Origin of the sequence: Acinetobacter sp. YH12137 (genome assembly GCF_013418535.1) — a bacterium.
GTDB lineage: Bacteria > Pseudomonadota > Gammaproteobacteria > Pseudomonadales > Moraxellaceae > Acinetobacter.
Genome location: NZ_VPBW01000013.1, coordinates 1 through 25,472, shown reverse-complemented (window position 1 = coordinate 25,472; position 25,472 = coordinate 1). Strand labels below are relative to the sequence as shown.

At 44.1% G+C, this 25,472-nt stretch carries 28 protein-coding genes and 1 rRNA gene; 17 read left to right on the top strand and 12 right to left on the bottom strand.

All coding sequences use genetic code 11. The annotated features are described in order from the left end of the window. Positions 1-6 precede the first annotated feature (6 nt). Positions 7-927, bottom strand: a complete 921-nt coding sequence (locus FTU72_RS08630) for a Dyp-type peroxidase (protein ID WP_166139347.1) — start codon at positions 925-927, stop codon at positions 7-9. A gap of 160 nt (positions 928-1,087) precedes the next feature. Here FTU72_RS08630 and FTU72_RS08625 point away from each other — a divergent pair, with 160 nt between their 5' ends. Next, the gene (locus tag FTU72_RS08625) at positions 1,088-1,708 is read left to right on the top strand and encodes a LysE family transporter (RefSeq protein ID WP_125279444.1); all 621 of its coding nucleotides are present in this window, start codon (positions 1,088-1,090) and stop codon (positions 1,706-1,708) included. Positions 1,709-1,747: 39 nt separating this feature from the next. Here the strand turns inward: FTU72_RS08625 and FTU72_RS08620 are convergent, their stop codons facing one another. From FTU72_RS08620 to FTU72_RS08605, 4 genes are read right to left on the bottom strand one after another with little or no spacing between them, the layout of a single operon-like run. Continuing rightward, positions 1,748-2,218, bottom strand: a complete 471-nt coding sequence (locus tag FTU72_RS08620) for a DUF523 domain-containing protein (RefSeq protein WP_180031868.1) — start codon at positions 2,216-2,218, stop codon at positions 1,748-1,750. A gap of 3 nt (positions 2,219-2,221) precedes the next feature. Continuing rightward, positions 2,222-3,022: a zinc ABC transporter permease subunit ZnuB gene (gene znuB / locus FTU72_RS08615; RefSeq protein ID WP_004780694.1), complete on the bottom strand. Its 801-nt coding sequence runs from the start codon at positions 3,020-3,022 to the stop codon at positions 2,222-2,224. Between the two features lie 3 nt (positions 3,023-3,025). Then, positions 3,026-3,808: a zinc ABC transporter ATP-binding protein ZnuC gene (gene znuC / locus FTU72_RS08610; RefSeq protein WP_179992715.1), complete on the bottom strand. Its 783-nt coding sequence runs from the start codon at positions 3,806-3,808 to the stop codon at positions 3,026-3,028. Further along, complete coding sequence (locus FTU72_RS08605; RefSeq protein WP_005233384.1) at positions 3,790-4,287, bottom strand: transcriptional repressor; 498 nt, start codon at positions 4,285-4,287, stop codon at positions 3,790-3,792. Before FTU72_RS08605 ends, znuC begins: the two co-directional genes overlap by 19 nt. A gap of 145 nt (positions 4,288-4,432) precedes the next feature. Between FTU72_RS08605 and FTU72_RS08600 the strand changes: the two genes are divergently transcribed. The 11 genes from FTU72_RS08600 to FTU72_RS08550 all read left to right on the top strand — a co-directional run bounded on the left by FTU72_RS08600 (position 4,433) and on the right by FTU72_RS08550 (position 14,356). Continuing rightward, the gene (locus FTU72_RS08600) at positions 4,433-5,272 is read left to right on the top strand and encodes a metal ABC transporter solute-binding protein, Zn/Mn family (protein ID WP_180011622.1); all 840 of its coding nucleotides are present in this window, start codon (positions 4,433-4,435) and stop codon (positions 5,270-5,272) included. 170 nt (positions 5,273-5,442) lie between these two features. Continuing rightward, complete coding sequence (locus FTU72_RS08595; RefSeq protein ID WP_166139355.1) at positions 5,443-5,841, top strand: ATP synthase subunit I; 399 nt, start codon at positions 5,443-5,445, stop codon at positions 5,839-5,841. A gap of 104 nt (positions 5,842-5,945) precedes the next feature. Beyond that, entirely contained in the window at positions 5,946-6,821 is an 876-nt protein-coding gene (atpB, locus tag FTU72_RS08590) for a F0F1 ATP synthase subunit A (protein WP_004780701.1), read from the top strand. A gap of 82 nt (positions 6,822-6,903) precedes the next feature. After that, complete coding sequence (atpE, locus tag FTU72_RS08585) at positions 6,904-7,149, top strand: F0F1 ATP synthase subunit C (protein WP_000424060.1); 246 nt, start codon at positions 6,904-6,906, stop codon at positions 7,147-7,149. A 39-nt stretch (positions 7,150-7,188) separates the two neighbouring features. Continuing rightward, positions 7,189-7,659, top strand: a complete 471-nt coding sequence (locus tag FTU72_RS08580) for a F0F1 ATP synthase subunit B (protein WP_004780703.1) — start codon at positions 7,189-7,191, stop codon at positions 7,657-7,659. 12 nt (positions 7,660-7,671) lie between these two features. Further along, positions 7,672-8,208, top strand: a complete 537-nt coding sequence (locus tag FTU72_RS08575; RefSeq protein ID WP_179992714.1) for a F0F1 ATP synthase subunit delta — start codon at positions 7,672-7,674, stop codon at positions 8,206-8,208. A gap of 46 nt (positions 8,209-8,254) precedes the next feature. Further along, positions 8,255-9,799, top strand: a complete 1,545-nt coding sequence (gene atpA, locus FTU72_RS08570; RefSeq protein WP_180025424.1) for a F0F1 ATP synthase subunit alpha — start codon at positions 8,255-8,257, stop codon at positions 9,797-9,799. An 87-nt stretch (positions 9,800-9,886) separates the two neighbouring features. After that, positions 9,887-10,756, top strand: a complete 870-nt coding sequence (gene atpG / locus FTU72_RS08565) for a F0F1 ATP synthase subunit gamma (RefSeq protein WP_004780708.1) — start codon at positions 9,887-9,889, stop codon at positions 10,754-10,756. 30 nt (positions 10,757-10,786) lie between these two features. Further along, on the top strand, positions 10,787-12,181 hold the full coding sequence (gene atpD / locus FTU72_RS08560; protein WP_004780710.1) for a F0F1 ATP synthase subunit beta: 1,395 nt from the start codon (positions 10,787-10,789) through the stop codon (positions 12,179-12,181). 26 nt (positions 12,182-12,207) lie between these two features. Next, positions 12,208-12,627 (top strand): F0F1 ATP synthase subunit epsilon, encoded by a 420-nt coding sequence (locus tag FTU72_RS08555; RefSeq protein ID WP_004780711.1) that lies wholly within the window; start codon positions 12,208-12,210, stop codon positions 12,625-12,627. 346 nt (positions 12,628-12,973) lie between these two features. Further along, positions 12,974-14,356, top strand: a complete 1,383-nt coding sequence (locus FTU72_RS08550) for an NAD-dependent succinate-semialdehyde dehydrogenase (RefSeq protein ID WP_180052710.1) — start codon at positions 12,974-12,976, stop codon at positions 14,354-14,356. Positions 14,357-14,417: 61 nt separating this feature from the next. On the opposite strand, the gene FTU72_RS08545 is transcribed toward FTU72_RS08550, so the two are convergent. From FTU72_RS08545 to FTU72_RS08530, 4 genes are all read right to left on the bottom strand, one after another. Further along, a complete protein-coding gene (locus FTU72_RS08545; RefSeq protein WP_159124343.1) occupies positions 14,418-15,023 on the bottom strand; it encodes a hypothetical protein in 606 nt (201 codons plus the stop codon). A 163-nt stretch (positions 15,024-15,186) separates the two neighbouring features. Then, positions 15,187-15,570, bottom strand: coding sequence for an RcnB family protein (locus FTU72_RS08540; protein ID WP_034171538.1), 384 nt, complete (start codon positions 15,568-15,570; stop codon positions 15,187-15,189). A 208-nt stretch (positions 15,571-15,778) separates the two neighbouring features. Beyond that, the gene (locus FTU72_RS08535) at positions 15,779-16,324 is read right to left on the bottom strand and encodes a glutathione peroxidase (protein WP_159124341.1); all 546 of its coding nucleotides are present in this window, start codon (positions 16,322-16,324) and stop codon (positions 15,779-15,781) included. Positions 16,325-16,498: 174 nt separating this feature from the next. Continuing rightward, positions 16,499-17,044, bottom strand: a complete 546-nt coding sequence (locus tag FTU72_RS08530) for a glutathione peroxidase (RefSeq protein WP_180052711.1) — start codon at positions 17,042-17,044, stop codon at positions 16,499-16,501. 191 nt (positions 17,045-17,235) lie between these two features. Here FTU72_RS08530 and FTU72_RS08525 point away from each other — a divergent pair, with 191 nt between their 5' ends. Then, complete coding sequence (locus FTU72_RS08525; protein ID WP_180052712.1) at positions 17,236-18,147, top strand: DMT family transporter; 912 nt, start codon at positions 17,236-17,238, stop codon at positions 18,145-18,147. 395 nt (positions 18,148-18,542) lie between these two features. Here the strand turns inward: FTU72_RS08525 and FTU72_RS08520 are convergent, their stop codons facing one another. The 3 genes from FTU72_RS08520 to FTU72_RS08510 are packed head-to-tail and all read right to left on the bottom strand — an operon-like array spanning position 18,543 to position 21,504. Then, positions 18,543-19,112 carry an L-threonylcarbamoyladenylate synthase gene (locus FTU72_RS08520; protein ID WP_159124339.1) on the bottom strand — a complete coding sequence of 190 codons (570 nt, stop codon included), beginning with the start codon at positions 19,110-19,112 and terminating at the stop codon, positions 18,543-18,545. 40 nt (positions 19,113-19,152) lie between these two features. Next, the gene (gene dprA, locus FTU72_RS08515; RefSeq protein WP_180052713.1) at positions 19,153-20,292 is read right to left on the bottom strand and encodes a DNA-processing protein DprA; all 1,140 of its coding nucleotides are present in this window, start codon (positions 20,290-20,292) and stop codon (positions 19,153-19,155) included. A 57-nt stretch (positions 20,293-20,349) separates the two neighbouring features. Then, on the bottom strand, positions 20,350-21,504 hold the full coding sequence (locus FTU72_RS08510) for a LysM peptidoglycan-binding domain-containing protein (protein WP_180034228.1): 1,155 nt from the start codon (positions 21,502-21,504) through the stop codon (positions 20,350-20,352). 120 nt (positions 21,505-21,624) lie between these two features. Between FTU72_RS08510 and def the strand changes: the two genes are divergently transcribed. The 4 genes from def to FTU72_RS08490 form a co-directional block, all read left to right on the top strand. After that, positions 21,625-22,155, top strand: a complete 531-nt coding sequence (gene def / locus FTU72_RS08505; RefSeq protein ID WP_004780730.1) for a peptide deformylase — start codon at positions 21,625-21,627, stop codon at positions 22,153-22,155. A gap of 92 nt (positions 22,156-22,247) precedes the next feature. After that, complete coding sequence (locus FTU72_RS08500) at positions 22,248-22,661, top strand: DUF2946 family protein (protein ID WP_180018519.1); 414 nt, start codon at positions 22,248-22,250, stop codon at positions 22,659-22,661. A 71-nt stretch (positions 22,662-22,732) separates the two neighbouring features. Then, positions 22,733-24,763 carry a TonB-dependent copper receptor gene (locus FTU72_RS08495; RefSeq protein ID WP_180052714.1) on the top strand — a complete coding sequence of 677 codons (2,031 nt, stop codon included), beginning with the start codon at positions 22,733-22,735 and terminating at the stop codon, positions 24,761-24,763. 594 nt (positions 24,764-25,357) lie between these two features. Continuing rightward, positions 25,358-25,472 (top strand): 16S ribosomal RNA (locus tag FTU72_RS08490); the annotation flags it as partial.

Here is a 25,472-nt window from a genome sequence, read left to right as displayed (position 1 = left end):
TTCACTTTACCCTTCCAAAACCTCTTCCAGCAATTCCTCACTCGGCGCAAAGTAATACGCACCATCCATTGGAGTCACGAAGTGTAGCAAGCGGTCATGGATCCCATCGCCTGATGTACCAAACATACGCACTAACATGGTATCAATGATTTTCAGGTCTTTGGTATAAGCAATGAAGAATAGACCTTGGTCACCACGACCATCTCCATAAGGCAGAGAGTGACGTAGAATTTCCATTTCCTCGCCTTCCTCATCTTCAACGACAGTACGAGCGATATGCGCATTGGCAGGTTTTACCTCATCCTCGAGCTCAATCGATTCAAGTTTGGTACGACCCATCACTTGTTCTTGAGCATCGACTTTGAGTTTTTTCCATTTATCCAGGTTATGCGCATAACGCTGTGCAAAAATGAATGAACCATCCTGGAAAATGCCCGTATCTTCACCCAGTAAAGCCACTTCAGCTCGATCATCCGGGAATTGCGGATTTTCAGTCCCATCAATGAAACCGGTAATATCACGGCCATCAAAGTAACGGAAGCAAACACGCTCATCTAGTACTTCAACCTGATCGCGAATACCTTCAAAGAAAGACTGACTCAAGGCGAAACAGATATCGGCACGCGCACTGGCAATATGGATCAGCACATCTGCCGGTACCACAGGCATATTAAATGAACCTTGAATTGGCTCTAATTGTTTAAAACCAGCAGGTGCCTGTTCATACAATTTTGACCAGAGTTCAGGACCAAAAGCGACAGCCGTTTTAATTTGCGCATTCGGATGTTGGGTAATCAGGCGATCGCGTGTCGTAAATAGCTGTTTTAATCGTTCCTTAAAATCTTCGATACTGAGATTTTTCAGACGTAAAACAATAAAGCGAGCATGATCTGAAGGTAATGGCAAAATTACAGATTGGGCTGTCATTCATGGCTCCTGTAATAAATTTTCTGTATCCAATCCTGCTATTGTGCCTGAAGCGCTATAGAGTGAATAGTATGCAGTCTGATGTTTAAGCAATTTTTTTGGCTGAAAATATTGGAAAAGTCATATAATTAGATCCTGAATTTGAATGAGTTAAATCTCTATGTCCTATCAAGTCTGGTTTGCTTATATGTTAGCCTGTTGGGTGATCAGTATTTCCCCAGGTGCGGGTGCTATTGCTTCAATGTCGAGCGGACTGAATTATGGCTTTCGACATGGATACTGGAATGCGCTCGGCCTGCAACTCGCCCTATTGGTTCAAATTGCCATTGTGGCTGCCGGGGCAGGGGTATTGTTTGCGACTACACCTTGGGCATTTCTTGCAGTGAAATGGTTTGGGGTTGCCTATTTATTGTATCTGGCCTTTTTGCAGTGGAAAGCACCAGCGCAGTCGATTGAAATTAAACATGAACTCGCACGAAAATCAGCTGGGAAACTCGTCATTCACGGTTTTCTGGTCAATATGAGTAATCCCAAGGCAATTGTATTTTTGCTGGCAGTATTACCGCAATTTCTGGACTTATCTAAACCGCAATGGATTCAGTATGTGATTATGGCCGCGACTATGGTAACGATTGATCTGATTGTGATGGCAGGTTATACCGGTCTGGCTGCCAAGGTTCTGCGTCTTCTGAAATCGCCAAAACAGCAGAAAGTCATGAATCGAACTTTTGCCAGCTTGTTCGCTGGAGCTGCGTTTTTATTGAGTTTGGTGCATCAGTAGGGAAACCTCTCCTTAAAGGAGAGGAAATTTAACGATCTCTTAAAGAATCATCTGTAAAAATTCATCTTCAGTCATGACCTCCATACCATGCTGTTTAAGTAATGCTGCTGTGACCCCATCACCTTGAATTTTATTTCCAGTAAATGAACCATCATAAATCAGCTTGCTGCTACAAGAAGGGCTATGGGCTTTGAGGATGGCATGTGTCGCTTGAAATCTTTGGGCAAGATCTAAAGCGGCATAGGCGCCTTTGATAAAGGCATCGGAAACATCTGTACCATTTATATCTATAACATGAGCTTGGTACAGCAGCACATCTAGACCATCGCCAGATTGAATCTCTGCTGCAGGTCGGGGTATAGGCAAACCACCACTGACTTCAGGGCAAATCGTGACATATTGATCCGGCAATAAATAATCGACCAACTCTTTTACCAGACAGTCGCGACCATCATAACGGACCTTGTGTCCGAGCAAGCAGGCACTGATCAGATAAAATTTGCCTGCCATGCCTTAAGCCAGTTTTTTAAACTTCTGTAGGATAAAAATAGCGGCAAACAGCACTGACATGGTCAGCACAATGGTCAGACCTGTTGACGTATTCAGACCTGCACTTGACCAGAGTCCGACTGTCACACCAATTTGTGCAATCACAAAAGCCCAGATCACCATTTGACGAGGAGAATTTGCCAGTAGGCGAGCCGTCAAAGCTGGAATCACCAGCAATGCACCCATCAAGAGTGAACCGACCGCACGTAATGCCAATACAGTAAACAATGCCAATAACAGCATAAAGATCAGACGTTGCAGTTTTGCATTCACCCCTTCACTGATCGCCATATCAGGATCAATTGCAATTTGGATTTGTGCCTGCCAGCTTTTATATAGAACGGCCAATGCCAAGATAATCACGACGGCAAAAGTAGGAAGATCTGTCCATGAAATGGTGAGTAGATCACCAAACAAATAGCTAAGCAGTTCCGGTCTTAAATTCGGTAAATGCTGAATGAATAACAGCCCTGAACAGAGCAGGGTGGCGGAGCAGAGTGCAAGCAGCGCATCATTTGGCAAGCGTGGGTCATACAGTACCCAAAGTACAGCGACCAATAAGACTGCAATAAAGCTGACACCCATCCAGAGTGGCAGGCTCATCGCACCAGCAATTGCAACACCGAGCAAAGTACCATGTGCCATGGTATCTGCAAAGAAAGACATACGGCGCCACAGCATCAGACAGCCGAGTGGTGCGGTCAGGAACACCAAGAGTGTTCCCATAATCCATGCAGGTAATAGGAGAGATAACCAATCCATCATGGCTTAAGCTTCCGGCTCGGGGTGAATGTGGGGACGTGAATCGTGCTGACAAGGTGTCGCGGAGTCACCATGGGCACAGTGATCATGATGATGCTGGTAGAATACCCGGTTAGTACCGAAGATGGCCTGATATTCTGGATGCTGCTGCACACTTTCTGGCAGGCCGCTACAACAGATATGCTTATTCAGACAAACCACGCGATGCGTGCCTTGCATCACCCATTGCAGGTCATGCGAGACCATTAAAATGGCACAGCCATATTTTTCCGGCAGGCTACGCACATATTCATACAGTTCAGCCTCAGACTGAATATCTAGACCCTGCATCGGTTCATCCAGTACCAGAATATCCGGCTGACGTAATAAGGCGCGAGCCAACAACACACGTTGACGTTCACCGCCGGAAAGCTGTTGTACTTTAGAATTTTCCAGTTTGGCAATGCCGGTATCACGGATGATTTCTGCCGTAATATCCGCAGGGCATTTTTCTAGAGCTAACAGGTCTTTGACACGTAGTGGCAGACTATGTGAAGGATTGAATTTCTGTGGCACATAAGAGAATTTTAGCTTGCGCGCCGTTTTGATTTCACCGGATTTCGGTTTGACGATCCCAAGCATGACCTTTATTAAGGTCGACTTACCGGCACCGTTCGGACCAATCAGCGTAACAATCTCTTTCTCCTGCAAAGAGAAATCAATGGCCTTTAAAATGTCACGATCATCAATATTGACCCAGATCTTGGAAAGCTGGATCAAGGGTGATGCATTCAAGCTTTGTTGCGACACTGCTGACAGATTCCTGAAATTTCGATAATGCTGTGGTGTGCACTAAAATCGTCTGAAGCCGCCAAGGCATCCAGTTGTTCTAATAAACCTTGTGCAGATGCTTCTTTGACTGCTTTACATTCAGTACAAATCAAGAATGCCGCCTGATGGCCTTCACGCGGATGGCAGCAGGGAATATAGGCATTAATAGAGGTCAGGCGGTGAATAAAGCCTTTTTCTAATAAAAAGTCGAGTGTACGGTACACCGTTGGTGGGGCAGCGGGACGGTCGCTGGCATTTTTCATTTGTGCCAGCAGGTCATACGCACCCATCGGGCCGCTTGCATTCAGAATCAGTTCCAGTACCTCTTTGCGTAAAGGAGTGAGGCGTGCGCCACTTGCCGCACAAAGACTCTCTGCTTCGGCCAGACGTTGCGCGACATTTGGATGGTCGTGTACGCCGTGCAATGCATTGTGGTGTTCGTGCGAACATGAACCCATAGTTCACCTCAGGTGCGAAACTGAAAATTAAAAGATTTCAAATCTTAACATGAAGCGCCCAGAGTTTCGATTGGGCATAGGTATTTTTGTAATTTTGTTATATTATAACACTATTAAATTTATCCTTATATAGCGATTTCTCTTCATGTTCCGTTTCCTTGCCCTGTGTAGCCTGGCTTTGTTCAGTACCATTAGCTGGTCGCAAAGTCTGGTGGTTTCAACGCAGCCGATTTATCTGATTGCCAAGACCATTACTCAAGGCGTGGAACAGCCGACTTTATTACTGGCCAATCAAAGCGGTCATGATGTCAGTCTGACCCCGGCACACCGTAAAACGATTCAGGATGCCGGCCTGGTGATCTGGTTAGGGCAGGCACATGAAGCGCCGTTGGCAAAAGTGTTGAACAATAACAATAAAAGTATCGCGATTTTAGATTCGGGTATTCTGACCACTTTACCAATGCGTAATCCACGTGGGCAAGCCTTAAAAGATACCGTCGATACCCATGTCTGGCTCGATCCCAACAATGCAGTACGTATCGGTTTCTTTATTGCAGCCTTACGTTCTCAGCAGCTGCCTGAGCATCGGGAGGCCTATTGGAAAAATGCGCGTGACTTTGCCCAAACCATGTTTTTGACTGCACAGCGTTATAGTTCTACAAGTAAAGCTCAACCTTATTGGTCCTATCATGATGCCTATCAATATCTGGAACGCCCATTGAATCTGAAGTTTATGGGAGCTTTAACCGATGACCCACATGTGTCACCAACCGTGGCGCAAATCAAATATCTGCAAGACACTCGTGTGCAGAGCAAAATGTGTCTGCTGGCAGAAGCGCATGCTGGTGAAAATCAGTACCGAAAACTGAAACCGATTGTATTCCAGAGTGTCGATGAAAGCATGAGTGGGGCAGGGGACTTTATCCAGGCCTGGCAGAAATTGGCCGAGCAAACCCGTAAATGTGTGTTAAATGCCCATCAATGATTTAAAAATAATCAAGTTTTGATTAGTTTGCCAGCATTTGATCTGTTGAAAAAAACACGACTAAGGTCGGGAAAAGATTGCATGTTCAGGGGTGTAACTCTATAATGCCTGCGATTAAAAATAATCATCAGCTAAACTTGTCAAGCATGCTTGCTGTGAGTGAATAAATAATGAGCCGAACTAGTCGCTTGATTGACCGACGATTAGCGAAAGCTTTAGTCCTCTTACAAGCATTAATGATTCCTGTTTCAGCCTTGATTGGCTGGGTCGTGAAAGACTCAACCGTAGCCTTGAGTGCCGCTTTGGGGGCGTTCGTCTGCTGGCTTGCGAGTTGTTATTTTTCATGGCAATCATTTCGAGCGGCAGGAGCCCGGGCATCTAAGCAGGTTCTTTCGAACATGTATAAAGGCTTGATGGGCAAGTTTGCAATTGTGATTGTTGGTTTCATTTTAATTTTAAGCAATGTCAAGCCGTTATCCCCGGTTGCGTTGTTTTGTGGTTTTATGCTCGTTCAAGCCATGTCGTGGGTCGCTCCTTTTTGGGTGTCACGTCTACAAAAACGAGTTTAAACACAACAAAAAATTGAAAAGTTTTTTTAGGAGCAGGCGAGATATCAAGCAGCACGCGATATTCGTTTGTTCTATAGTTTTTTGACATTGACCAGGTGTGATTTATGGCTGCTGAAGAACATGCCCTTACTTCGACCGAGTATATCAAGCATCACTTGACCAATATGACCTATGGCAAAATGCCAGACGGTACATGGAAATTGGCCGAGAACGGTGCTGAAGCTCAACAGATGGGGTTCACTGCTATTCACTTGGATTCAATGGGTTGGTCAATCGGCCTTGGTATCATTTTCTGCTTGTTATTCTGGCTCGTAGCGAAAGCTGCAAACTCTGGTGTTCCTACCAAGTTCCAGTCTGCAATCGAAATGATTATCGAGTTTGTTGACTCAAGTGTACGCGATACCTTCCATGGTAAATCGCGTTTGATCGCTCCACTAGCGCTAACCATCTTCGTGTGGATTTTCCTCATGAACTTGATGGACCTTATCCCGGTTGACTGGATTCCTTATGTCGCTCAACACGTGATTGGTGGCCTGTTTGGTATTGATCCACACCACGTATACTTCAAGATCGTTCCATCTACTGACCCTAACATTACCCTTGGTATGTCATTGTCTGTATTTGCACTTATCTTGTTCTACAGCATCCGTGAAAAAGGTGTTGGCGGCTTCGTTGGTGAACTAGCACTTAACCCATTTAACCCAAGTAACCCAGTTGCAAAAGCGATCCTTATTCCAGTGAACTTGATTCTGGAATTGGTAACCTTCCTTGCACGTCCAGTTTCATTGGCTCTACGACTATTCGGTAACATGTATGCGGGTGAGTTAATCTTCATTCTTATCGCGTTATTACCGTTCTGGATCCAGTGGGCGTTATCTGTGCCTTGGGCGATCTTCCACATTCTTGTTATTACGCTACAAGCATTCATTTTCATGATGCTGACTATCGTATACTTGAGCATGGCAAGCGAAAAGCATTAATGGTATTGCCTAACTGTCACGGGATGGTTGGGCACAATTTTTTAACTTAATTTGGTATAAACCTAACCTCTGAGGAATTATCATGGAACTCACTTTAGGTCTAGTTGCAATTGCATCTGCTATCTTGATCGCTTTCGGTGCTTTAGGTACTGCGATTGGTTTTGGTCTTCTAGGCGGCCGTTTCCTTGAAGCTGTAGCTCGTCAACCAGAATTGGCTCCACAACTTCAAACTCGTATGTTCTTAATCGCGGGTCTTCTTGATGCTGTGCCTATGATCGGTGTTGGTATTGGCTTGTTCTTCATCTTCGCTAATCCATTTGTAGGTTAATCAGCTTAATTCCGAAATTCACTATTTGAGGAATTTGCAATGAATATCAACCTCACATTGTTTGGCCAAGCGATTGCGTTTGCGATTTTCGTCGCATTCTGCATGAAGTTTGTATGGCCACCACTAATCAATGCGATTAGTGAACGTCAGCGTAAAATCGCTGATGGCTTAAATGCTGCTGAAAAAGCGAAGGCTGACCTTGCAGATGCGCAAGCACAAGTGAAAGCTGAACTGGACGCGGCAAAAGCACAAGCGGCTCAATTGATCGAACAAGCGAACCGTCGTGCAGCGCAATTGGTCGAAGAAGCTCGTACCCAAGCATCAGCTGAAGGTGAGCGTATTCGTCAACAAGCTAAAGAAGCTGTTGATACTGAAATCAATGCTGCTCGCGAAGAATTACGTCAACAAGTGGCTGCTCTTGCAGTTGCTGGTGCTGAGAAAATTCTTAGCCAGCAAGTTGACGCAGAAGCTCACAATGCCATGCTGACTCAGCTGGCTGCTAAACTTTAAGAGAGGCGGATTATGGCTGAACTCTTGACGTTGGCACGCCCTTACGCTAAAGCAGCATTTGCTTACGCTTCTGAGCAAGGTGCAACTGACAATTGGTCAACAGCACTTAACTTGCTCAGTGCTGCGGTGCAAGACGAAGCATTTTCAGCTTATCTAAATCGCCCTGAGTTGACACCTGCTGAGCAGGTGGCACTTTTTGCTAAAGTTTTAGGCGAAGACCAAACGCCTGCAGTGTCAAACTTTTTGACTATGCTTGCTGAAAACGCACGTTTGGCTTTGCTTCCTGAAATCGCTGCAGAATATGAACAGCTCAAATCACAGAATAACAATACTGTGGATGTTGTAATTGAATCAGCATTCCCGTTGACTTCTGTACAGGAACAACTTCTTACTCATGCGTTAGAGAAAAAATTCAATGCAGCAGTAAACGTTTCTGTAGAAGTTAACCCGGCATTAATCGCGGGTGTGGTTATTCGTGCAGGCGACCAAGTGATAGATGATTCTGCGCTTAATAAGCTTGAAAAAATGCGTACTCGTCTTCTAGCTTAATTGCATATAAGAAGACTGAACTTTAAAAAGATTGAGGTATAGCGCAATGCAACAACTGAATCCATCCGAGATCAGTGCGCTCATTAAACAGCGTATCGGCGATCTGGACACCAGCGCGACCGCTAAAAACGAAGGTACCATTGTTATGGTATCCGACGGTATTGTGCGCATTCACGGCCTTGCTGATGCAATGTACGGTGAAATGATCGAATTCGACGGCGGCTTATACGGTATGGCACTGAACCTAGAACAGGATTCAGTGGGCGTCGTTGTTTTAGGTAACTACTTAAACCTTCAAGAAGGTCAAAAAGCTCGTTGTACAGGTCGTGTATTAGAAGTTCCGGTTGGTCCTGAACTTCTTGGCCGTGTCGTAGACGCTTTGGGTAACCCGATTGATGGTAAAGGCCCTATTGATGCAAAACTGACTGATGCTGTTGAAAAAGTAGCACCAGGCGTAATTTGGCGTCAATCAGTGGATCAACCTGTACAAACTGGTTATAAATCAGTAGATACAATGATTCCAGTAGGCCGTGGTCAACGTGAGTTGATCATTGGTGACCGTCAGACTGGTAAAACAGCTATGGCGATCGACGCGATCATCGCTCAGAAAAACTCTGGCATTAAATGTATCTACGTTGCAGTTGGTCAAAAACAATCAACTATTGCAAACGTAGTACGTAAGCTGGAAGAAACTGGCGCTATGGCGTATACAACTGTTGTAGCAGCAGCTGCAGCCGATCCAGCAGCAATGCTGTTCTTGGCTCCATACTCTGGCTGTACAATGGGTGAATACTTCCGTGACCGCGGTGAAGACGCTCTGATCATCTATGATGACTTGTCTAAACAAGCTGTTGCTTACCGTCAAATTTCATTGCTTCTTCGTCGTCCACCAGGTCGTGAAGCTTATCCAGGTGACGTGTTCTATCTACATTCACGTTTACTTGAACGTGCTTCTCGTGTATCTGCTGACTACGTTGAGAAATTCACTAACGGTGAAGTTAAAGGCCAAACTGGTTCATTAACTGCATTGCCGATTATTGAAACTCAAGCAGGTGACGTATCTGCATTCGTACCAACCAACGTAATTTCGATTACTGACGGTCAGATCTTCCTTGAAACATCATTGTTCAACGCGGGTATCCGTCCTGCTGTGAACGCGGGTATCTCTGTATCTCGTGTTGGTGGTTCTGCGCAGACTAAAGTCATCAAGAAATTGTCTGGTGGTATCCGTACTGCACTTGCACAGTACCGTGAATTGGCAGCGTTTGCTCAGTTCGCTTCTGACCTTGACGAAGCAACTCGTAAACAGCTTGAACACGGTCAACGCGTAACTGAGCTTATGAAGCAAAAACAATATGCTCCATACTCAATCGCTGACCAAGCTGTATCAGTTTATGCATCTAACGAAGGCTACATGGCTGACGTAGAAGTGAAGAAAATCGTAGACTTTGACGCTGCGTTAATTGCTTACTTCCGTTCAGAACACGCTGCGTTAATGCAAAAAATTGACGAGACTGGTGCTTGGGATAAAGATATCGAAGCTGAATTCAAAGCTGGTATTGAAAAGTTCAAAGCGACTCAAACTTACTAATTTAGCAACTTGCTAATTAGTGTTGGTTTGGTTCACGGAATCAACCTTCGAGGGCTCGAAAGGGCCTTCGAATACTAGGTTAAGCGTATGGCAAATTTAAAAGAAATTCGCGCCAAAGTAGCTAGTATCAAAAGCACGCAGAAAATTACTCGCGCGATGCAGATGGTAGCAGCTTCTAAGATGCGTCGTGCGCAAGAGCGCATGGCTCAAGGCCGTCCGTATGCCGAAAATATGCACCGTGTAATTGCTCATTTGGTACAAGCGAATCCTGAATATAAACACCGTTATATGGTTGAACGTCCTGTTAAGCGCGTTGGCTATATCATTGTGTCTTCAGATCGTGGCCTTGCTGGTGGTTTGAACATTAACCTGTTCAAGAAAGTGGTAAAACACGTTCAACAGCAACAAGAGCAGTCAATTGAAGTTCAATTTGCTTTGATTGGTCAAAAAGCGGTTTCGTTTTTTAAAAACTACGGCGGTAAAGTGCTTGGTGCGACCACTCAAGTGGGCGACACTCCAAGTCTTGAACAGTTATCTGGTTCTGTACAGGTGATGTTAGACGCTTATGATAAAGGCGAATTAGATCGTATTTATCTGGTTTCTAACGGCTTTGTCAACGCCATGACTCAAAACCAAAAGATCGAACAGCTTGTTCCTTTGGCAGCTGCTGAAGAAGACAAGACGCTTAACCGTCAATACGGTTGGGATTACATCTACGAGCCTGAAGCTGAAGAGCTTTTAAATGGCTTGTTGGTTCGTTACATCGAGTCTGTGGTGTATCAAGGTGTGATCGAAAACATCGCGTGTGAGCAGTCTGCTCGTATGGTTGCAATGAAAGCTGCAACTGATAACGCGGGTGAATTGATCAAGAACCTGCAACTTATTTATAACAAGCTGCGTCAAGCCGCGATTACTCAGGAAATTTCTGAGATCGTTGGTGGTGCCGCTGCCGTTTAACATATATTAGTTTGAATTGAGGAGACAGCAATGAGTAGCGGTCGTATCATTCAGATCATCGGCGCGGTTATCGACGTCGAGTTTGAACGTAACAGCGTTCCTAAGATCTATGACGCTCTCCAAGTTGACGGTACTGAAACTACATTAGAAGTTCAGCAACAACTTGGTGATGGCGTAGTTCGTACTATTGCAATGGGTTCTACTGAAGGCCTTAAGCGTGGTTTGAACGTAACTAACACTAACGCTCCGATCTCTGTACCAGTAGGTACAGCGACTCTTGGCCGTATCATGGACGTTCTTGGTCGCCCGATCGACGAAGCTGGTCCTGTTGCGACTGAAGAGCGTTTACCAATTCACCGTCAAGCGCCTTCTTATGCAGAACAAGCGGCTTCTACTGACCTTCTAGAAACTGGTATTAAAGTCATCGACTTACTATGCCCGTTCGCGAAAGGTGGTAAAGTTGGTCTGTTCGGTGGTGCCGGTGTTGGTAAAACTGTAAACATGATGGAGTTGATCAACAACATCGCGAAAGCGCACTCAGGTTTATCTGTGTTTGCTGGTGTTGGTGAACGTACTCGTGAAGGTAATGACTTCTATCACGAAATGAAAGACTCTAACGTTCTTGACAAAGTAGCAATGGTCTACGGTCAGATGAACGAGCCACCAGGTAACCGTTTACGCGTAGCGTTGACTGGTTTGACTATGGCTGAGTACTTCCGTGATCAAAAAGACGAAAACGGTAAAGGCCGTGACGTACTATTGTTCGTCGACAACATCTATCGTTATACACTAGCGGGTACTGAAGTATCAGCACTTCTAGGCCGTATGCCATCTGCAGTAGGTTACCAACCGACTCTTGCAGAAGAGATGGGTGTTCTCCAAGAACGTATTACATCGACTAAGTCTGGTTCTATTACGTCAATCCAAGCGGTATACGTACCTGCCGATGACTTAACAGATCCATCGCCTGCAACTACGTTCGCTCACTTGGACGCAACTGTTGTATTGAGCCGTGACATCGCTTCTCAAGGTATTTACCCTGCGATTGATCCACTTGACTCTACTTCACGTCAGCTAGATCCACTTGTAGTTGGTACTGAGCATTACGAAATCGCTCGTTCAGTTCAAAACGTTCTTCAACGTTATAAAGAATTGAAAGACATTATCGCAATTCTTGGTATGGACGAATTGTCAGAAGAAGACAAACTTACTGTATACCGTGCACGTAAGATCCAACGTTTCTTCTCTCAACCGTTCCACGTAGCTGAAGTGTTTACTGGTGCTCCTGGTAAACTTGTACCGCTTAAAGAAACGATTCGTGGCTTTAAAGGTCTTCTAGCTGGTGAATACGATCACATCCCAGAACAAGCGTTCTACATGGTTGGTGGTATTGACGAAGTGATTGCTAAAGCTGAGAAACTTTAATTAGTTCCCTAATTTAGGAGATTCTCATGGCGACTATGCAATGTGACGTTGTAAGTGTTCAAGAGTCTTTGTACTCAGGCACTGTAACTATGCTAATTGCTAAAGGTGCTGGCGGTGAGTTAGGTATTATGCCTGGTCACGCTCCGCTGGTAACTTTGCTCCAACCTGGCGCGATCCGCGTTATTTTGGAAAACGGTACAGAAGAATTAATCTATGTATCTGGTGGTGTTCTAGAAGTTCAACCGCATGTTGTTACGGTTCTTGCTGATACAGCAGTCCGTGCAGAAAACTTGGATGAAGCGGCAATTATTGAAGCGCGTAAACACGCTGAACAATTGCTAGCAAATCAAAAGAGCGATTTGGACTCTGCTGCTGCTTTGGCTGCTCTTGCAGAAACTGCTGCTCAGCTGGAAACGATCCGCAAAATCAAAAACCGTGCAATGTAATTGCTGGTTTAAGATTAAAAAAACCACCCGAAAGGGTGGTTTTTTTATATAAAAACTATTTTGAAAAAAGTTACCAGATTTTAGCCTTATGAATAATTATTTTAAGAAAACTATATAGCTCTAATTTGTACCACTCGATATAACTTTTACCTGCGCTGCGTAATCTTTTGAACCAATCTGTAAGCAAAGTCATAGTCAGAAAAAAACAATGCTAAGTTGATATGGCGTCTTTAAGCTTTTCAGATTTATTCAATAAAAAGTTTCACGGTTCTACTACCTCTGTCACGACGCAAATCACGTTGTTATCCATTTATAAAAATTGAATTGGCCAAGCAGGGATCTAATTATGAGTTATCAATCCATTAACCCCTTTAACAACCAGAAATTAAAAGATTATCCGTCACACACTGATCAAGATATCCAAAATGCCTTGGATACCGCAGAAAAAATCCTGAAGTCGGATTGGACTCAACAAGTAGATACCCGGATTGAGGTACTTAGCAAACTGGCAAAAAATATGCGGGAACGCAAGTCAGAACTGGCTAAAATCATGACACTGGATATGGGTAAGCTGATCAAGCAGAGTGAAGGTGAGATCGAAAGCTGTGCCAAAATTGCTGAGTATTATGCAGATCATGCCAAAGAGTTTTTAGCGCCAGTTTCTTATGAAACGGAACTAGGAGAAGCATGGGTAGAGCATCATCCCTTAGGCATCATCATGGCAGTAGAACCCTGGAACTTTCCTTTTTATCAGTTGATGCGTGTCTTTGCCCCAAACTGCGCGATTGGTAACCCTGTGGTAGCCAAGCACGCCAGCATTGTTCCGCAATGTGCTGAAGCCTTTGAACAGTTGATTCTGGATGCAGGCGCGCCGAAAGGTGTGTGGACTAATCTGTTTATCAGTAGCGATCAGGTCGCAGATATTATCGCGGATCCGCGTGTACAAGGCGTTGCTCTCACAGGTTCAGAAGGCGCAGGGCGTGCAGTAGCAGGGCAAGCTGGGAAACATGTCACCAAATCGACACTAGAATTAGGCGGTAATGATGTATTTATTGTGCTGGATGATGCTGATCTGGAAAAAGCGATCAAAATCGGCTGTCAGGCACGCGTTAATAACACGGGGCAGGTTTGTACAGCAGCTAAACGTTTTATCCTGCATGAGAAAATTGCGGAACAATTTAAATCGGGCATGATCAAGGTCTTTGAAGGCTTAAAAATTGGTGATCCGTTGGATTCTGAAACTACACTTGGCCCACTGTCCTCAGCAGATGCGTTGGAAAAACTGACCAAGCAGGTTGATAAGGCAGTAGAGAATGGCGCGAAAGTCGTGACTGGTGGTAAGCCTTATGAGCATGAAGGTAATTTCTATCAGCCAACTATTCTGGAAAATATCAGCCGTGATAATCCGGCCTGGTATGAAGAATTCTTTGGTCCTGTGGCACAGATCTATGTCGCAAAAGATGAAGATGAAATTGTATCGATTGCCAATGATTCTAATTATGGTCTCGGAGGCGTGATTCATTCACAAAATATTGAGCGGGCGAAAAAGCTGGCTTCACGTGTAGAAACTGGCATGATCTGGATCAACTGGTATACCGATACTGCGCCAGAGCTGCCATTTGGCGGGATCAAAAATTCAGGTTATGGTCATGAACTTTCAATTGATGGTTTCAAAGAATTTGTGCAGAAACGTCTGGTTGTCGTAAAAAGCCCAAAAAATAATATTTAATTTCTAAAATAAAGAAGCCACTTAAACAGTGGCTTCTTTTTGAACGAGATATCAGCGTAAATCAAGTATTTTCTGTTTCAGCTTCTGATGAAGCATCTTTATCTGAGTTTTGAATCAGCATGCCTGCCAGTTTAAGCATTTCAGCTTGCACACTAACCATCTGGCTTTCAATTTTCTTTAAATCAACCTGACTGAAATCGACTTGGCCATTCAGTAAAGGAGAAGCCAGAACCTGTTGATTGGCACTCATAATATTGCTACGTACCTGATCAATTTCCTGACTTTTTAAATTCAGTTCACCTAAAGCCTGATTAAAGCCTGTCAACTGTTGTTGTAACTTGCCTGCTGTAGCTTGCAGTTGCTCGGTATCTTTAGTATCCACCGCAGTTTGCAGATCAGTTTGGGTTTGTTTTAACTGTTCAACATAACTCCCTGCCTTGAATTGCAGATCAGCTACATCACGCACCATATAAAACATATTGCCAGACTTCAGCTCTGTTTGCGCAGTCGTCGTGCGATCACTTTGCTGTACAGGTTCAAGATCAGTAGAAAGCGTACTTTGTTCTTGCTCGACCGGTGCTTCGGTCGCCTGTTCACAGCCCATTAATAAAATGCCTGAGCTAAATAGGGCAAAAGGAAGAAGAGCATTTACAAGAATCTTGGACATAAAATCGTGGTCTCGGAGCAGGTGGTTCTAATGCATGACTATAAGAATAAAATGTGGAGATAAAAAAGATTGTTGCAAAGTCATAACAAATATTTTGAATACAAAAGATTAAGACATTAAAAAAGAGTGCCGAAGCACTCTTTTTCACCGAGGAGGATAAAACTTATCCTGCAATAATTTTGATAATGTTATGGCTCATCACATTGGTCAGGATATAGTCACCATTTACTTTGATCCATTGCTGGTTTTTACCAGGTTTGCTGAGTTTTTTGTATTTGCTGTGATCTACCTTGTACATTTTGCTCTGGAACTGAGCTGGTACTTTTTGACCTACGCGCCAATCGCGTGAAGGATCTATTTTCTTATGTACCTGTTTATGCTGTTGAGCGTGTGCAGGAGATTTATGCTGTGCGTGATACTGTTGCTGAACATGCGTTTTTTGTGGCTGATGGTGTTGCGAGTGATGCTCTGGAGCTGCAGCAAAAGCTGAAGTCGCCACAAGTGTACTAGATAATGAAAATACGACTGCTTTTACTAAGTTTTTCATGTTTTGAACCTATCGTTATCTCTCTTGGGATAACTGCATTTTAGGCTTAACTCATTGATAAATATGGAATGAAGTGTTGTAGAAAAATAAAAATTAAGCGTAAATCATGGAGATTTTAGAGCTAAGTAAATCTGGTTGTAAGTATTTGATTTTTATTTAAATAATAAGTATCTATTATTGAAATAGATACTTACATTACTGTTACAAATTATTTGGCCAATTCTGCATTGATTGCATCTCGCAAGCGAGCATCATCTGCCGGAATATTTGGCGCAAAACGCGCGACCACTTCACCTTGCTTGTTGACCAGGAATTTTTCAAAGTTCCACAGCACTTCTGGTAATTCATTTGGCGTATTGCCAAAACTTTTCAGGCGCTCTGCAAAATCTTCGCCGCCTGTACGTTGCGGCTGAGCTTGGGTCAGATAATGGTAAAGAGGATGCTGATCTTCACCCACGACAGAGATCTTGGAGAATAGCGGGAAATCCACATTGTAGTTCAGACTGCAGAACTGCTGGATTTCCTCGTCTGTGCCCGGTTCCTGACCTTTAAAGTTATTCGCAGGAAAAGCCAGAATTTCCAGTCCTTCGGTTTTTTTCTCATTATAAAGTTTCTGCAGTCCTTCATATTGTGGGGTTAAACCACATTTCGATGCGACATTTACAATCAGCAGGACTTTGTCTTGATAATCGGACAGAGTCGTATTTTCTCCAGTGACGGTTTTTACCGGAATCTCATAAATGGACTGGCTCATATTATTTTGCTCGAATTGTTATGGAAATAGACTCATGTTTTATCGGGTCTGGGCGGTTTCAGCAAACATAAATTTTAGATAAGTTTGTGAAAAAAATATGAAATTCAATGTTTATGCCTATGAGCTAGGTCGGCTAAACTGGTCATCAGTTGCAACCGACCTATTTAAAAAGACTTATTTAGCAAGCTCAGCATTGATTGCATCCAGCAGGCGTGAATCATCTGCCGTCATATCCGGTGCAAAACGTGCAACGACTTCCCCCTGTTTGTTCACCAGGAATTTTTCAAAGTTCCAGAGGACTTCAGGCGGTTCATTTGGAGTCAGGCCATAGTCGACCAGATCTTTCCACCATGGACCTTCACCAATACGTTCTGGTGCAGCCTGAGTCAAAGTGTCATACAAAGGATGTTTGGCTTTACCCACGACCGGAATTTTGGCAAACAGCGGGAAATCCACCTGATAGTTCAGGGAACAGAAGTCCTGAATTTCCTTTTCACTTCCAGGTTCCTGTTCCAGAAAATCATTGGAAGGGAAACCTAAGATTTCCAGTCCTTCGGCTTTTTTATCATCATAGAGCTTTTGCAAGCCTTCGTATTGTGGAGTGAGGCCGCATTTTGATGCCACATTTACCAGCAGTAAGACTTTGCCTTGATACTGGTTCAGCGTCGTGTCCGTTCCTTGAATCGTTTTTACCGGAATGTCATACACAGAAGTGCTCATCGGATTTCCTTTTTATTAAATGAATGAGGGCTATTTGTTTTAACGGGTATTTAAATACAGTACAAGTCAGAATCAGTGAAATGCTTACTTGCCGGCTACAAATAGCATTAATTTTAGTTGAAAAATCAATTATGCTTAGGTACTTGCCAAGAGGGTATAGATTAACAATAGATAAAGACAGGGATGAAGTTATGACGCAGCAGCAAAAAACAATGTGGTGGGCCATGCTGCTTCCATTGACTGCGGTACTGATCTGGTCACTGAATATTGTCGTGACCCGCTATGTGACCGACTTTATCTCGCCGGTGAGCATCAGTTTTTATCGCTGGTTTTTTGCCTTTCTGATTCTAACCCCGTTTATTTTGCCGCGGGTGATTCGTGAGAGTGCCCTGATTGTGCCGCATCTGAAACAGCTGGCAGTGCTGAGTGCCTTTGGTCTGGTGCTGTATCAGGGACTGGCTTATACCGCTGCACATTACACCACCGCCACCAATATGGGCATTATTAATGCCTTTATTCCGATTTTTACCATTTTTGTGTCGATGCTGATTCTGCGCGATATTCCGAATCGCTACGCCATTATTGGCAGTCTGTTGTCTTTTGCCGGGCTGATCTATGTGATGGGGCAGGGCAATCCTTGGGGCCTGCTGCATGCCGGCGGCCAATGGGGCGATCTGCTGATGATTATCGCCGTGTTTTTCTATGCCTTTTATGGGGTTTTTCTGAAAAAATGGCAGCTGCAGATTCCGTTAATGCTGAGCCTGTATGTACAGATTCTGTTTGCGCTGCTGTATCACCTGCCGTTTGTGGCTTGGTTGGGTCTTGATGCCATCAATATGACCAATGCCGGCAGCGTTATCTACGCCAGTATTTTCCCTTCATTAATTGCCCCTTTGGTGTGGATGATGGCGATTCAGCGTCTGGGACCGACCCGCACCAGTATCTTTATGAACCTGATGCCGGTGTTTACCGCTTTAATTGCCTTTGTCTGGTTAAAAGAGGCCTGGACCATTTATCACAGTATTGGTGGGGCGATTATTCTGTTCGGAATTGTGCTGGCCCAGAAAAAAACTGTGGCGCCAGTGCTCCTGAAAGCCAAATAGTTGCCCAAAAAACGAACAAACAAACTTAATTTTTTGCTTGAATGATCTCGTGAATAAAGGCAAATAGACTTTAGTCGAGAAGAGTAGCTTTTAGCTTCTTTAAAAAGCACTTTAAAAAGAGCAAGATAATTTGAATTTTTTTCAAATAATGATTGATTAATCATAGGTTTAAGCTGTTTTTTAAGAGCTAAAATATATTTGTTTTTTTTAAACTGTTCGCCCATAATACGCTCCATCGCAGATCAGCGACTGTTGCTGAAATGCCCAGAGATTTCGATACCCTCTGGATGTGATAATACACATCCTTTTTTATGCTCAACCATCCCTATATGGTTGAGCTTTTTTTTGTCTTAAAACTTTAGTCGGCTTGAAAAGAAAAATGACTGAGCAAAGGCTCAGTCACGAATAATTTCACCTGTTACAGCATCAATAATCCGGCTTGGTTTCTGGCTCAGTCCCAGATCGCCATTCAGATAATTTAGGTCCTGATCAAAATAACGCATGGCATCTTGCAGGGAACGTGCAGGTTCTAAGCCGGCAGGATTGGCACTGGTCGAAACAATAAAACCGCCAAAGGCTTGACACAAGGCTACACAAAGAGGATGAGTAGTCACGCGCACTGCCACTTTAGGGTGTTTGCCTTTAATCCAGCCTGGAATATCGTCATTGGCAGGGAGTAGCCAGGTGGTTGCCCGGTCTGTAGGTCGATCATTACTCCAGGACTCAATTACTTTTTCACGCATTTCTTCACTTAGATCCTGAAGTAAATGTTCCACTTGTGAAATATGAGCTGCGAGTAAAATCACGCCTTTTTCAATCGGGCGCTGTTTTAAGGTTAAAATCTGGTGAAATGCCTGTTCATTATAGGGGTCGCAACCTAAACCCCAAACAGCCTCTGTAGGGTATGCCAAGACCTGTCCAGCTTTGAGACATTCAGCTGCTTCGGCAACAGAGGTGGTGATCATGTGTATACCTTATCAAAACAAGAAGTGTCTATTGTGAACCTTATTTATGTGGACGACAACGTAGATACATGCCGGCTTGCTGAGTACAAAAGCCAAGTAGCTCCAGTTCCATCAATTGACTGGTCAGAGAAGACACACCCAGTTGCAGATGATGACTGAGATGATCCAGATCCTGTCCGACCCAGTCTAACTGGTTATAAAGTCTGAGCAGATGAGGCGGTATGTGTGCAGGAAGTTCATCCGCCATGTCATGTTGTACTTCATTTTGTAAGGCTTGCCATTGGGTCGCCAAAGCCAGTTCTTCAATCACCTGTTGCGGGTGATCAATTAGAATCGCGCCTTCACGAATCAGCTGATGGCAACCCTTATGATATTCGCTATAAATATGTCCCGGAATGGCAAACACGGTTTTGCCTTGTTCGGCAGCCAGTTTGGCCGTAATTAGAGAGCCGCTTTTTAAGGTCGCTTCAGCCACAATGACTCCGAGACTTAAACCGCTGACAATCCGGTTACGCCGTGGAAAGTGATGCTGCAAGGGTGGAGTCTCTGGCAGAAACTCGGTAATGACCGCACCACCATGCGCAATAATCTCCTGGCGCAATTGTGCATGTTGAGAAGGGTAGGTCTGATCCAGTCCAGTCCCCATCACTGCAATGGTGCCCTGATATTTTAATCCTGCCCGATGTGCTGCTTCATCTATGCCTTGTGCTAATCCACTATTAATATAGAAACCCTGTTCACTCAAATAAAAGGAAAAATCATAAGCTACTTGCCGGCCGTGAGGACTCGGCTTTCGACTTCCTACAACCGCAATTTGAGCCTGAAGCAATGTATCCGGCTGACCTTGACCAAAAATAATTGGTGGTTTGTCTACATAGTGGCTGAGTTGCTGCGGATAGTGCAGATCATGATAGAGCAGGATGAAATCACTATCTCGTTGAACTTTTTCCAGACAGCGCTGAAATTTCTGTTGTGATTCTGGAAGCGAGAAGTCTTTCAAGCGTTGGATATGATTGGCATGAATGCCAAGCGCCTGCCAGGTGGGCACCTGATCAGGCTGTAGGGCTGTGGTCAGACTTGAATAATGCTGACTGATTTTATAGAAGCTCGAAAGAGAATGCTGAACCAGATACCATAACGTCAGTGTTTCCAGTTGCACGCGTGATAACGAGTTCAGCATATCGAGACCTATATGTGTGTCTTCTTATTCTTTCAGTTGTAAAGTTAGATCAATCTATTATTCATCTAACAATGGCGCTTGAATATTGGCACCCACCTTGATAGGTAACTCACTTTCCAGCACATAAGCATAGCTCAGTTGGTCAAAAGTTTTAAAGACCATCAGATTGCCAATGCGCTCACCTGGAAGCTGTACGCGCTCTTTGGTTTTCGGATCAGTCACCACTTCACCTTTCTGGTTTACGCTGAAGACATGACCAGTCTGAACCCCATGTGCTGTACCACGGTCAATCGTTACGACACTATGACGCGCAGCAGTACCAATTGAACCCAGTACACGCACAATCTGACCACCAGCAACCGTATTTTCTGCATTCACTGGATAGAACAGGGTAGGTAACATCGGATCGTATTCAGGCAATACACGGTCACCGCGACGCACTTCGGCATTATAGCTATCTGTCAATTCCAGCGTGGTGACATCACCTTCGCCACGTACTGCGATTCCGGAAGCAACCTGTTGCAACTCTAGAGCAGCCGTGTATTTCTTGCCATTGGCATCGGTAAAGACATAAGGGTCTGCTTCACGATATACCGCATAACGCTGGCCAACCACCAGACCATTCCCGCGTGCATAGACCTTCTGGCCTTTACCTGCCAATACGCGCTGGTCTGCAGTGCCGAGAATGTAAGGCGTACCCTGAACTGAATCTGCTGCCACAATGGTATAGCGTTCCAGCCATTGCTGGATATGCGCCAGTGGAATCACTGGAATCGTATTATTTAAAGATTCAACGCGAACCTGTGGTTGTAATGAAGTACTACCGATATAACGACTGATGATACCTTCACAGCCATCACCTTCGTCTTTACCAATAATTGGACGGCCCTGATAGTCACACATCAACAGGCGGTCACCCGGGAAAATCCAATGTGGATTTTTCACGTGCTTGTTACTGGCCCAGATTTCTGGCCAACGCACCGGATTTTTTAAGAAACGTTTTGAAATATCCCACAATGTATCGCCTTTTTTGACCACGTAGACATTGGGTGCACTGGCTTTTAAAGCAGGTGGATTGACGTTACGGGCAGGAGCTGCCTCGGCTGAATACATTGTCCCCATACTCACTCCGACACAAACTGCCAGTGCGAGCATTTGATTTTTTAACCCCAAGGCACTAAAAAATGGCATGCCCTTCAAAACTTTTTTCATTATCATAATTCCTAAAATTATGTGCGTAGTTGCGTTATAATAACGATCTTACACACATTTTTTTGATGAAGCATTCCCTTCATTTGGTTTTTTGATCAATGGCATAATTGAGGACGCAGTATGGCCTTATTACCTATTTTAAGTTTCCCGGATCCCCGTCTTCGTACCATTGCACAACCAGTCGAAGAAGTTACTGATGAAATTCGTCAGCTCGCTGCAGATATGTTTGAAACCATGTATGAAGCGCCAGGCATCGGACTCGCCGCGACCCAAGTTGATCGTCATATTCAGCTGATTGTGATGGACCTGTCTGAAAACAAAGATCAACCCATGGTGTTCATTAACCCCAAAATCACACCATTGACTGAAGAAACACAGCCTTATGAAGAGGGCTGTCTATCAGTTCCTCAAATATACGATAAAGTTGAGCGTCCGTCACGCGTAAAAATCGAGGCAATTGGTCTGGATGGTCAACCCTTTGAACAAGAGGCTGATGGACTTCTCGCTGTGTGCATCCAACATGAAATGGATCACTTAAATGGTAAACTTTTTGTGGATTATCTGTCGCCATTGAAACGTCAGCGTGCCCGTGAAAAAGTAGAAAAACTGGTTCGCCAGCGCAATAAAGAAAAAGTTGCAGTTAAACGCTAGGACTCTTTTCCCAAGCAATTTTTATGCTTCAACAAGCCCAATTTCGATTGGGCTTTGTTATACTTAGCCCAGACAAATTCAAGGGTTTGCCTATGGTCCTGCGGGGAGGTCTGCTACTTTCCTTTGTGGCGGTATTTCTACAGATTGCTGTGTTCTTACAGCCTTTGCTGCCGAAGCAATATCAGGTTGCTCCGGTCTGTGAAACCATCACGCGCGCCCTTTTAGTTTCCTCTCATGTTCATTCTGAACATTCTGCCCATCATCACCTTGATCAGCATCCTATTTCCTCAGACTCCATGGCGCATGAACACGATGCCAGTCATCAGTGTCAGTACTGTACTGTCTATGGCAACCTGGTTTTGCCGCCTAAGCTTGAAGTGAAAGAAGTCCTGGATCGAATTCAGGTCAGACTATTGGCTTTTGAACAAGCCTTTAAGCATGTCTGGTTTATCCTTCAGCGACTCTTTTTAATCCCGCAGGGACGGGCACCGCCACTGTTTGCATAAATCCACGTTGTTTTGCCTGGGTCTTGAATGACTCGGACCGTGTTTAATTTATGTATTCAGTGAGATTGAAAATGGCTCAGTCTAAATTCTTGTTACAGCCCCTTGCGGCTGCGATTTGTGTTGCCTGTTATTCATCAGTGGTTATGGCCAATGAAAGCATGCCTGTACAAACCATGGCGCCGATTGTGGTGACTTCAACTGCCGGTAATGATGCCAATGGTCTGATTGTTCGTGCTGATCCCAAACAGCCGATTCAGCCAGTGCCAGCAACCGATGGTGCAGATTATCTGCAAAGTATTGTAGGTTTTAGTTCGGTCAATAGCGCAGCTGGCACCAATGGCGATGTGACCTTTCGTGGCATGTTTGGTTCACGTATTAAAATCCTGACTGATGGCACTGAAAACCTCGGTGCCTGTCCAAGCCGGATGGATTCGCCCACTTCATATATTTCTCCAGAAAGTTATGACCGTATTTCAGTGATTAAAGGTCCTCAAACGGTTCAATATGCCAATACCGGTTCAGCAGCAACCGTCATTTTTGAGCGTCGCCCAGAACAGTTTGATCAGGATAAAAAATACCGTGGTCAGGCCAGTGTACTGATGGGATCTTTTGGTCGTCTGGACCAGAACATTGAAGCTGCTGGTGGTGATGAAAAGAAATATATCCGCCTGAATACCAGCCGCTCTGTTTCAGACAGTTATAAAGATGGTAATGGCACGACTGTTCCTTCCGATTGGGAGCGCTGGAATGCCGACATTGCATTAGGCTGGACACCGGATAGCGATACCTGGGTAGAGTTGACCGGGGGCAAGGCGGATGGTGAAGCTGTGTATGCCGGCCGTGCAATGGATGGCTCCAAGTTTGCCCGTGAAAGTCTGGGTTTGCGTGTTGAAAAGAGAAATGTCAGCGATGTGATCAAGAAAATTGAAGCACAGGTAAACTACAATTTTAATGACCATGTCATGGATAACTATAGTCTGCGCGAGTTCAGGCCTGGCGGTATGATGAGTATGCCTATGGCCACCAATGTAGCGCGTAAGACATTGAATGCGCGTATGGCCGTGACCAGTGAATGGGATAAATTACAGCTGATTACAGGTATCGACAGCCAGAATAATCAGCATAGCAAACGTAACGGAAATCTGATGACAGCGTATCAGAATAAGTCACGTATTAAAGATATGGAGTTCCAGTCGATCGGTGGTTTCGGTGAGCTCAGTTATGAGGTCAGTGATAATCATAAGTTGGTGAGTGGCCTGCGTCTGGATCAGGTCAAAGTAGAAGCAGTGGAGTCAAACCAGGAGCGTAAAAAAACTTTACCAAGCGCTTTTTTGCGTTTTGAGAATCAGCATCCAGACCATGATGATGGCAAGACTTATATGGGTATTGGCTATGTCGAACGTATGCCGGATTACTGGGAGCTGTTCAGTCCAAAATCAGGCAATGGTCATCCAAATACCTTTAAGAACATTGATACTGAAAAAACTTTACAGCTGGATATTGGCTACCAGCATGAACATGGTAATTTCAGTTCATGGGCATCGGCATATGCAGGTGTGATCAATGATTACATCCTCACGACTTACTTGCCAACAGGTAATATGGGAATGTTAGAAGCACATAGCCGAAATGTAGATGCAACAGTGGCAGGTGCAGAAGTCGGAATCGGATATCAGTTTACTGATGCGATTCAGGCTGATCTGAGTGCGATGTATGCTTGGGGTAAAAATACCAGTGACAATACGCCGTTGCCACAGATTTCACCTTTGGAAGCTCGGGTAAATTTACGTTATATCCAGGATAACTATACTTTGGGTGCCTACTGGCGCCTGGTCGATGGTCAGAACCGAATTAGTGAGCGTGAAGGCAATATTGTCGGCTATGATCTTAAGCAAAGTGCTGGTTTTGGTACTCTCTCTTTAAATGGTACATATCATGTAAATGACAACATGGATCTTTCTGTGGGTGTCGATAACGTACTGGACCGTACCTATGCCGAGCATTTGAACAAGATGGGCAGTTCCGGTTTTGGATTTGCTGCCAATGAGCAATTTAATAATATCGGACGGAATTACTGGGCAAGAATCAGTATGAAATTCTAATTTGAACTGAAAACAAACAAAAAGCAGGAGTTTTTTCCTGCTTTTTGTTTATGGTAGTAATTTAAATTCATGTTTATCAGTAAGTTAATATTGTTTTGTTTTGCATTAAATAATAACTCAAACTTTTATTAAAATAATTTTTATAAATAAAACAGTAACTTATGAATTTTATGGATTATAAAATAAACATGCGTTTGTAAAGTTTAAAAAATGGGGTTGCAAGCCCCCTGAAATACTGTAGAATGCACATCCATCGGCGGTGATGAAGATTAAAACTTCTGATAAAACAGTAACTTAGCGTGAAATGGTTAAGTTGGGTTTTAGAAAGAAAGTTTAAAAATAATTTTCATTACTGGTTGACTTTCTAGAGATAGAGAGTAATATAGCCGACCTAGCTTGCTACTGACGAAGTAGCAAGAAGATCATTAAGAGATTATGAAGAACAACTTGTGTGGATTTTTACTGGTTGATTGATCGAAATTATTTTCATTGATTGATTGGTTTAAATTACTCGAAGTTTATTTGAGCGAAATTTAAGTCAGAAAATTGATGAGCCAAGTTTAAGAGTTTTACTTATAAAACTCGAAATGATTTTAACTGAAGAGTTTGATCATGGCTCAGATTGAACGCTGGCGGCAGGCTTAACACATGCAAGTCGAGCGGGGATAGGGTGCTTGCACCTGATTCCTAGCGGCGGACGGGTGAGTAA

What these genes read in the sequence shown, in the direction of transcription:
- FTU72_RS08630 (WP_166139347.1), bottom strand. Translation starts at nt 927, where the DNA reads ATGACAGCCCAATCTGTAATTTTGCCATTACCTTCAGATCATGCTCGC.
- FTU72_RS08625 (WP_125279444.1), top strand. Translation starts at nt 1,088, where the DNA reads ATGTCCTATCAAGTCTGGTTTGCTTATATGTTAGCCTGTTGGGTGATC.
- FTU72_RS08620 (WP_180031868.1), bottom strand. Translation starts at nt 2,218, where the DNA reads ATGGCAGGCAAATTTTATCTGATCAGTGCCTGCTTGCTCGGACACAAG.
- znuB (WP_004780694.1), bottom strand. Translation starts at nt 3,022, where the DNA reads ATGATGGATTGGTTATCTCTCCTATTACCTGCATGGATTATGGGAACA.
- FTU72_RS08605 (WP_005233384.1), bottom strand. Translation starts at nt 4,287, where the DNA reads ATGGGTTCATGTTCGCACGAACACCACAATGCATTGCACGGCGTACAC.
- FTU72_RS08600 (WP_180011622.1), top strand. Translation starts at nt 4,433, where the DNA reads ATGTTCCGTTTCCTTGCCCTGTGTAGCCTGGCTTTGTTCAGTACCATT.
- FTU72_RS08595 (WP_166139355.1), top strand. Translation starts at nt 5,443, where the DNA reads ATGAGCCGAACTAGTCGCTTGATTGACCGACGATTAGCGAAAGCTTTA.
- atpB (WP_004780701.1), top strand. Translation starts at nt 5,946, where the DNA reads ATGGCTGCTGAAGAACATGCCCTTACTTCGACCGAGTATATCAAGCAT.
- atpE (WP_000424060.1), top strand. Translation starts at nt 6,904, where the DNA reads ATGGAACTCACTTTAGGTCTAGTTGCAATTGCATCTGCTATCTTGATC.
- FTU72_RS08580 (WP_004780703.1), top strand. Translation starts at nt 7,189, where the DNA reads ATGAATATCAACCTCACATTGTTTGGCCAAGCGATTGCGTTTGCGATT.
- FTU72_RS08575 (WP_179992714.1), top strand. Translation starts at nt 7,672, where the DNA reads ATGGCTGAACTCTTGACGTTGGCACGCCCTTACGCTAAAGCAGCATTT.
- atpA (WP_180025424.1), top strand. Translation starts at nt 8,255, where the DNA reads ATGCAACAACTGAATCCATCCGAGATCAGTGCGCTCATTAAACAGCGT.
- atpG (WP_004780708.1), top strand. Translation starts at nt 9,887, where the DNA reads ATGGCAAATTTAAAAGAAATTCGCGCCAAAGTAGCTAGTATCAAAAGC.
- atpD (WP_004780710.1), top strand. Translation starts at nt 10,787, where the DNA reads ATGAGTAGCGGTCGTATCATTCAGATCATCGGCGCGGTTATCGACGTC.
- FTU72_RS08555 (WP_004780711.1), top strand. Translation starts at nt 12,208, where the DNA reads ATGGCGACTATGCAATGTGACGTTGTAAGTGTTCAAGAGTCTTTGTAC.
- FTU72_RS08550 (WP_180052710.1), top strand. Translation starts at nt 12,974, where the DNA reads ATGAGTTATCAATCCATTAACCCCTTTAACAACCAGAAATTAAAAGAT.
- FTU72_RS08545 (WP_159124343.1), bottom strand. Translation starts at nt 15,023, where the DNA reads ATGTCCAAGATTCTTGTAAATGCTCTTCTTCCTTTTGCCCTATTTAGC.
- FTU72_RS08540 (WP_034171538.1), bottom strand. Translation starts at nt 15,570, where the DNA reads ATGAAAAACTTAGTAAAAGCAGTCGTATTTTCATTATCTAGTACACTT.
- FTU72_RS08535 (WP_159124341.1), bottom strand. Translation starts at nt 16,324, where the DNA reads ATGAGCCAGTCCATTTATGAGATTCCGGTAAAAACCGTCACTGGAGAA.
- FTU72_RS08530 (WP_180052711.1), bottom strand. Translation starts at nt 17,044, where the DNA reads ATGAGCACTTCTGTGTATGACATTCCGGTAAAAACGATTCAAGGAACG.
- FTU72_RS08525 (WP_180052712.1), top strand. Translation starts at nt 17,236, where the DNA reads ATGACGCAGCAGCAAAAAACAATGTGGTGGGCCATGCTGCTTCCATTG.
- FTU72_RS08520 (WP_159124339.1), bottom strand. Translation starts at nt 19,112, where the DNA reads ATGATCACCACCTCTGTTGCCGAAGCAGCTGAATGTCTCAAAGCTGGA.
- dprA (WP_180052713.1), bottom strand. Translation starts at nt 20,292, where the DNA reads ATGCTGAACTCGTTATCACGCGTGCAACTGGAAACACTGACGTTATGG.
- FTU72_RS08510 (WP_180034228.1), bottom strand. Translation starts at nt 21,504, where the DNA reads ATGAAAAAAGTTTTGAAGGGCATGCCATTTTTTAGTGCCTTGGGGTTA.
- def (WP_004780730.1), top strand. Translation starts at nt 21,625, where the DNA reads ATGGCCTTATTACCTATTTTAAGTTTCCCGGATCCCCGTCTTCGTACC.
- FTU72_RS08500 (WP_180018519.1), top strand. Translation starts at nt 22,248, where the DNA reads ATGGTCCTGCGGGGAGGTCTGCTACTTTCCTTTGTGGCGGTATTTCTA.
- FTU72_RS08495 (WP_180052714.1), top strand. Translation starts at nt 22,733, where the DNA reads ATGGCTCAGTCTAAATTCTTGTTACAGCCCCTTGCGGCTGCGATTTGT.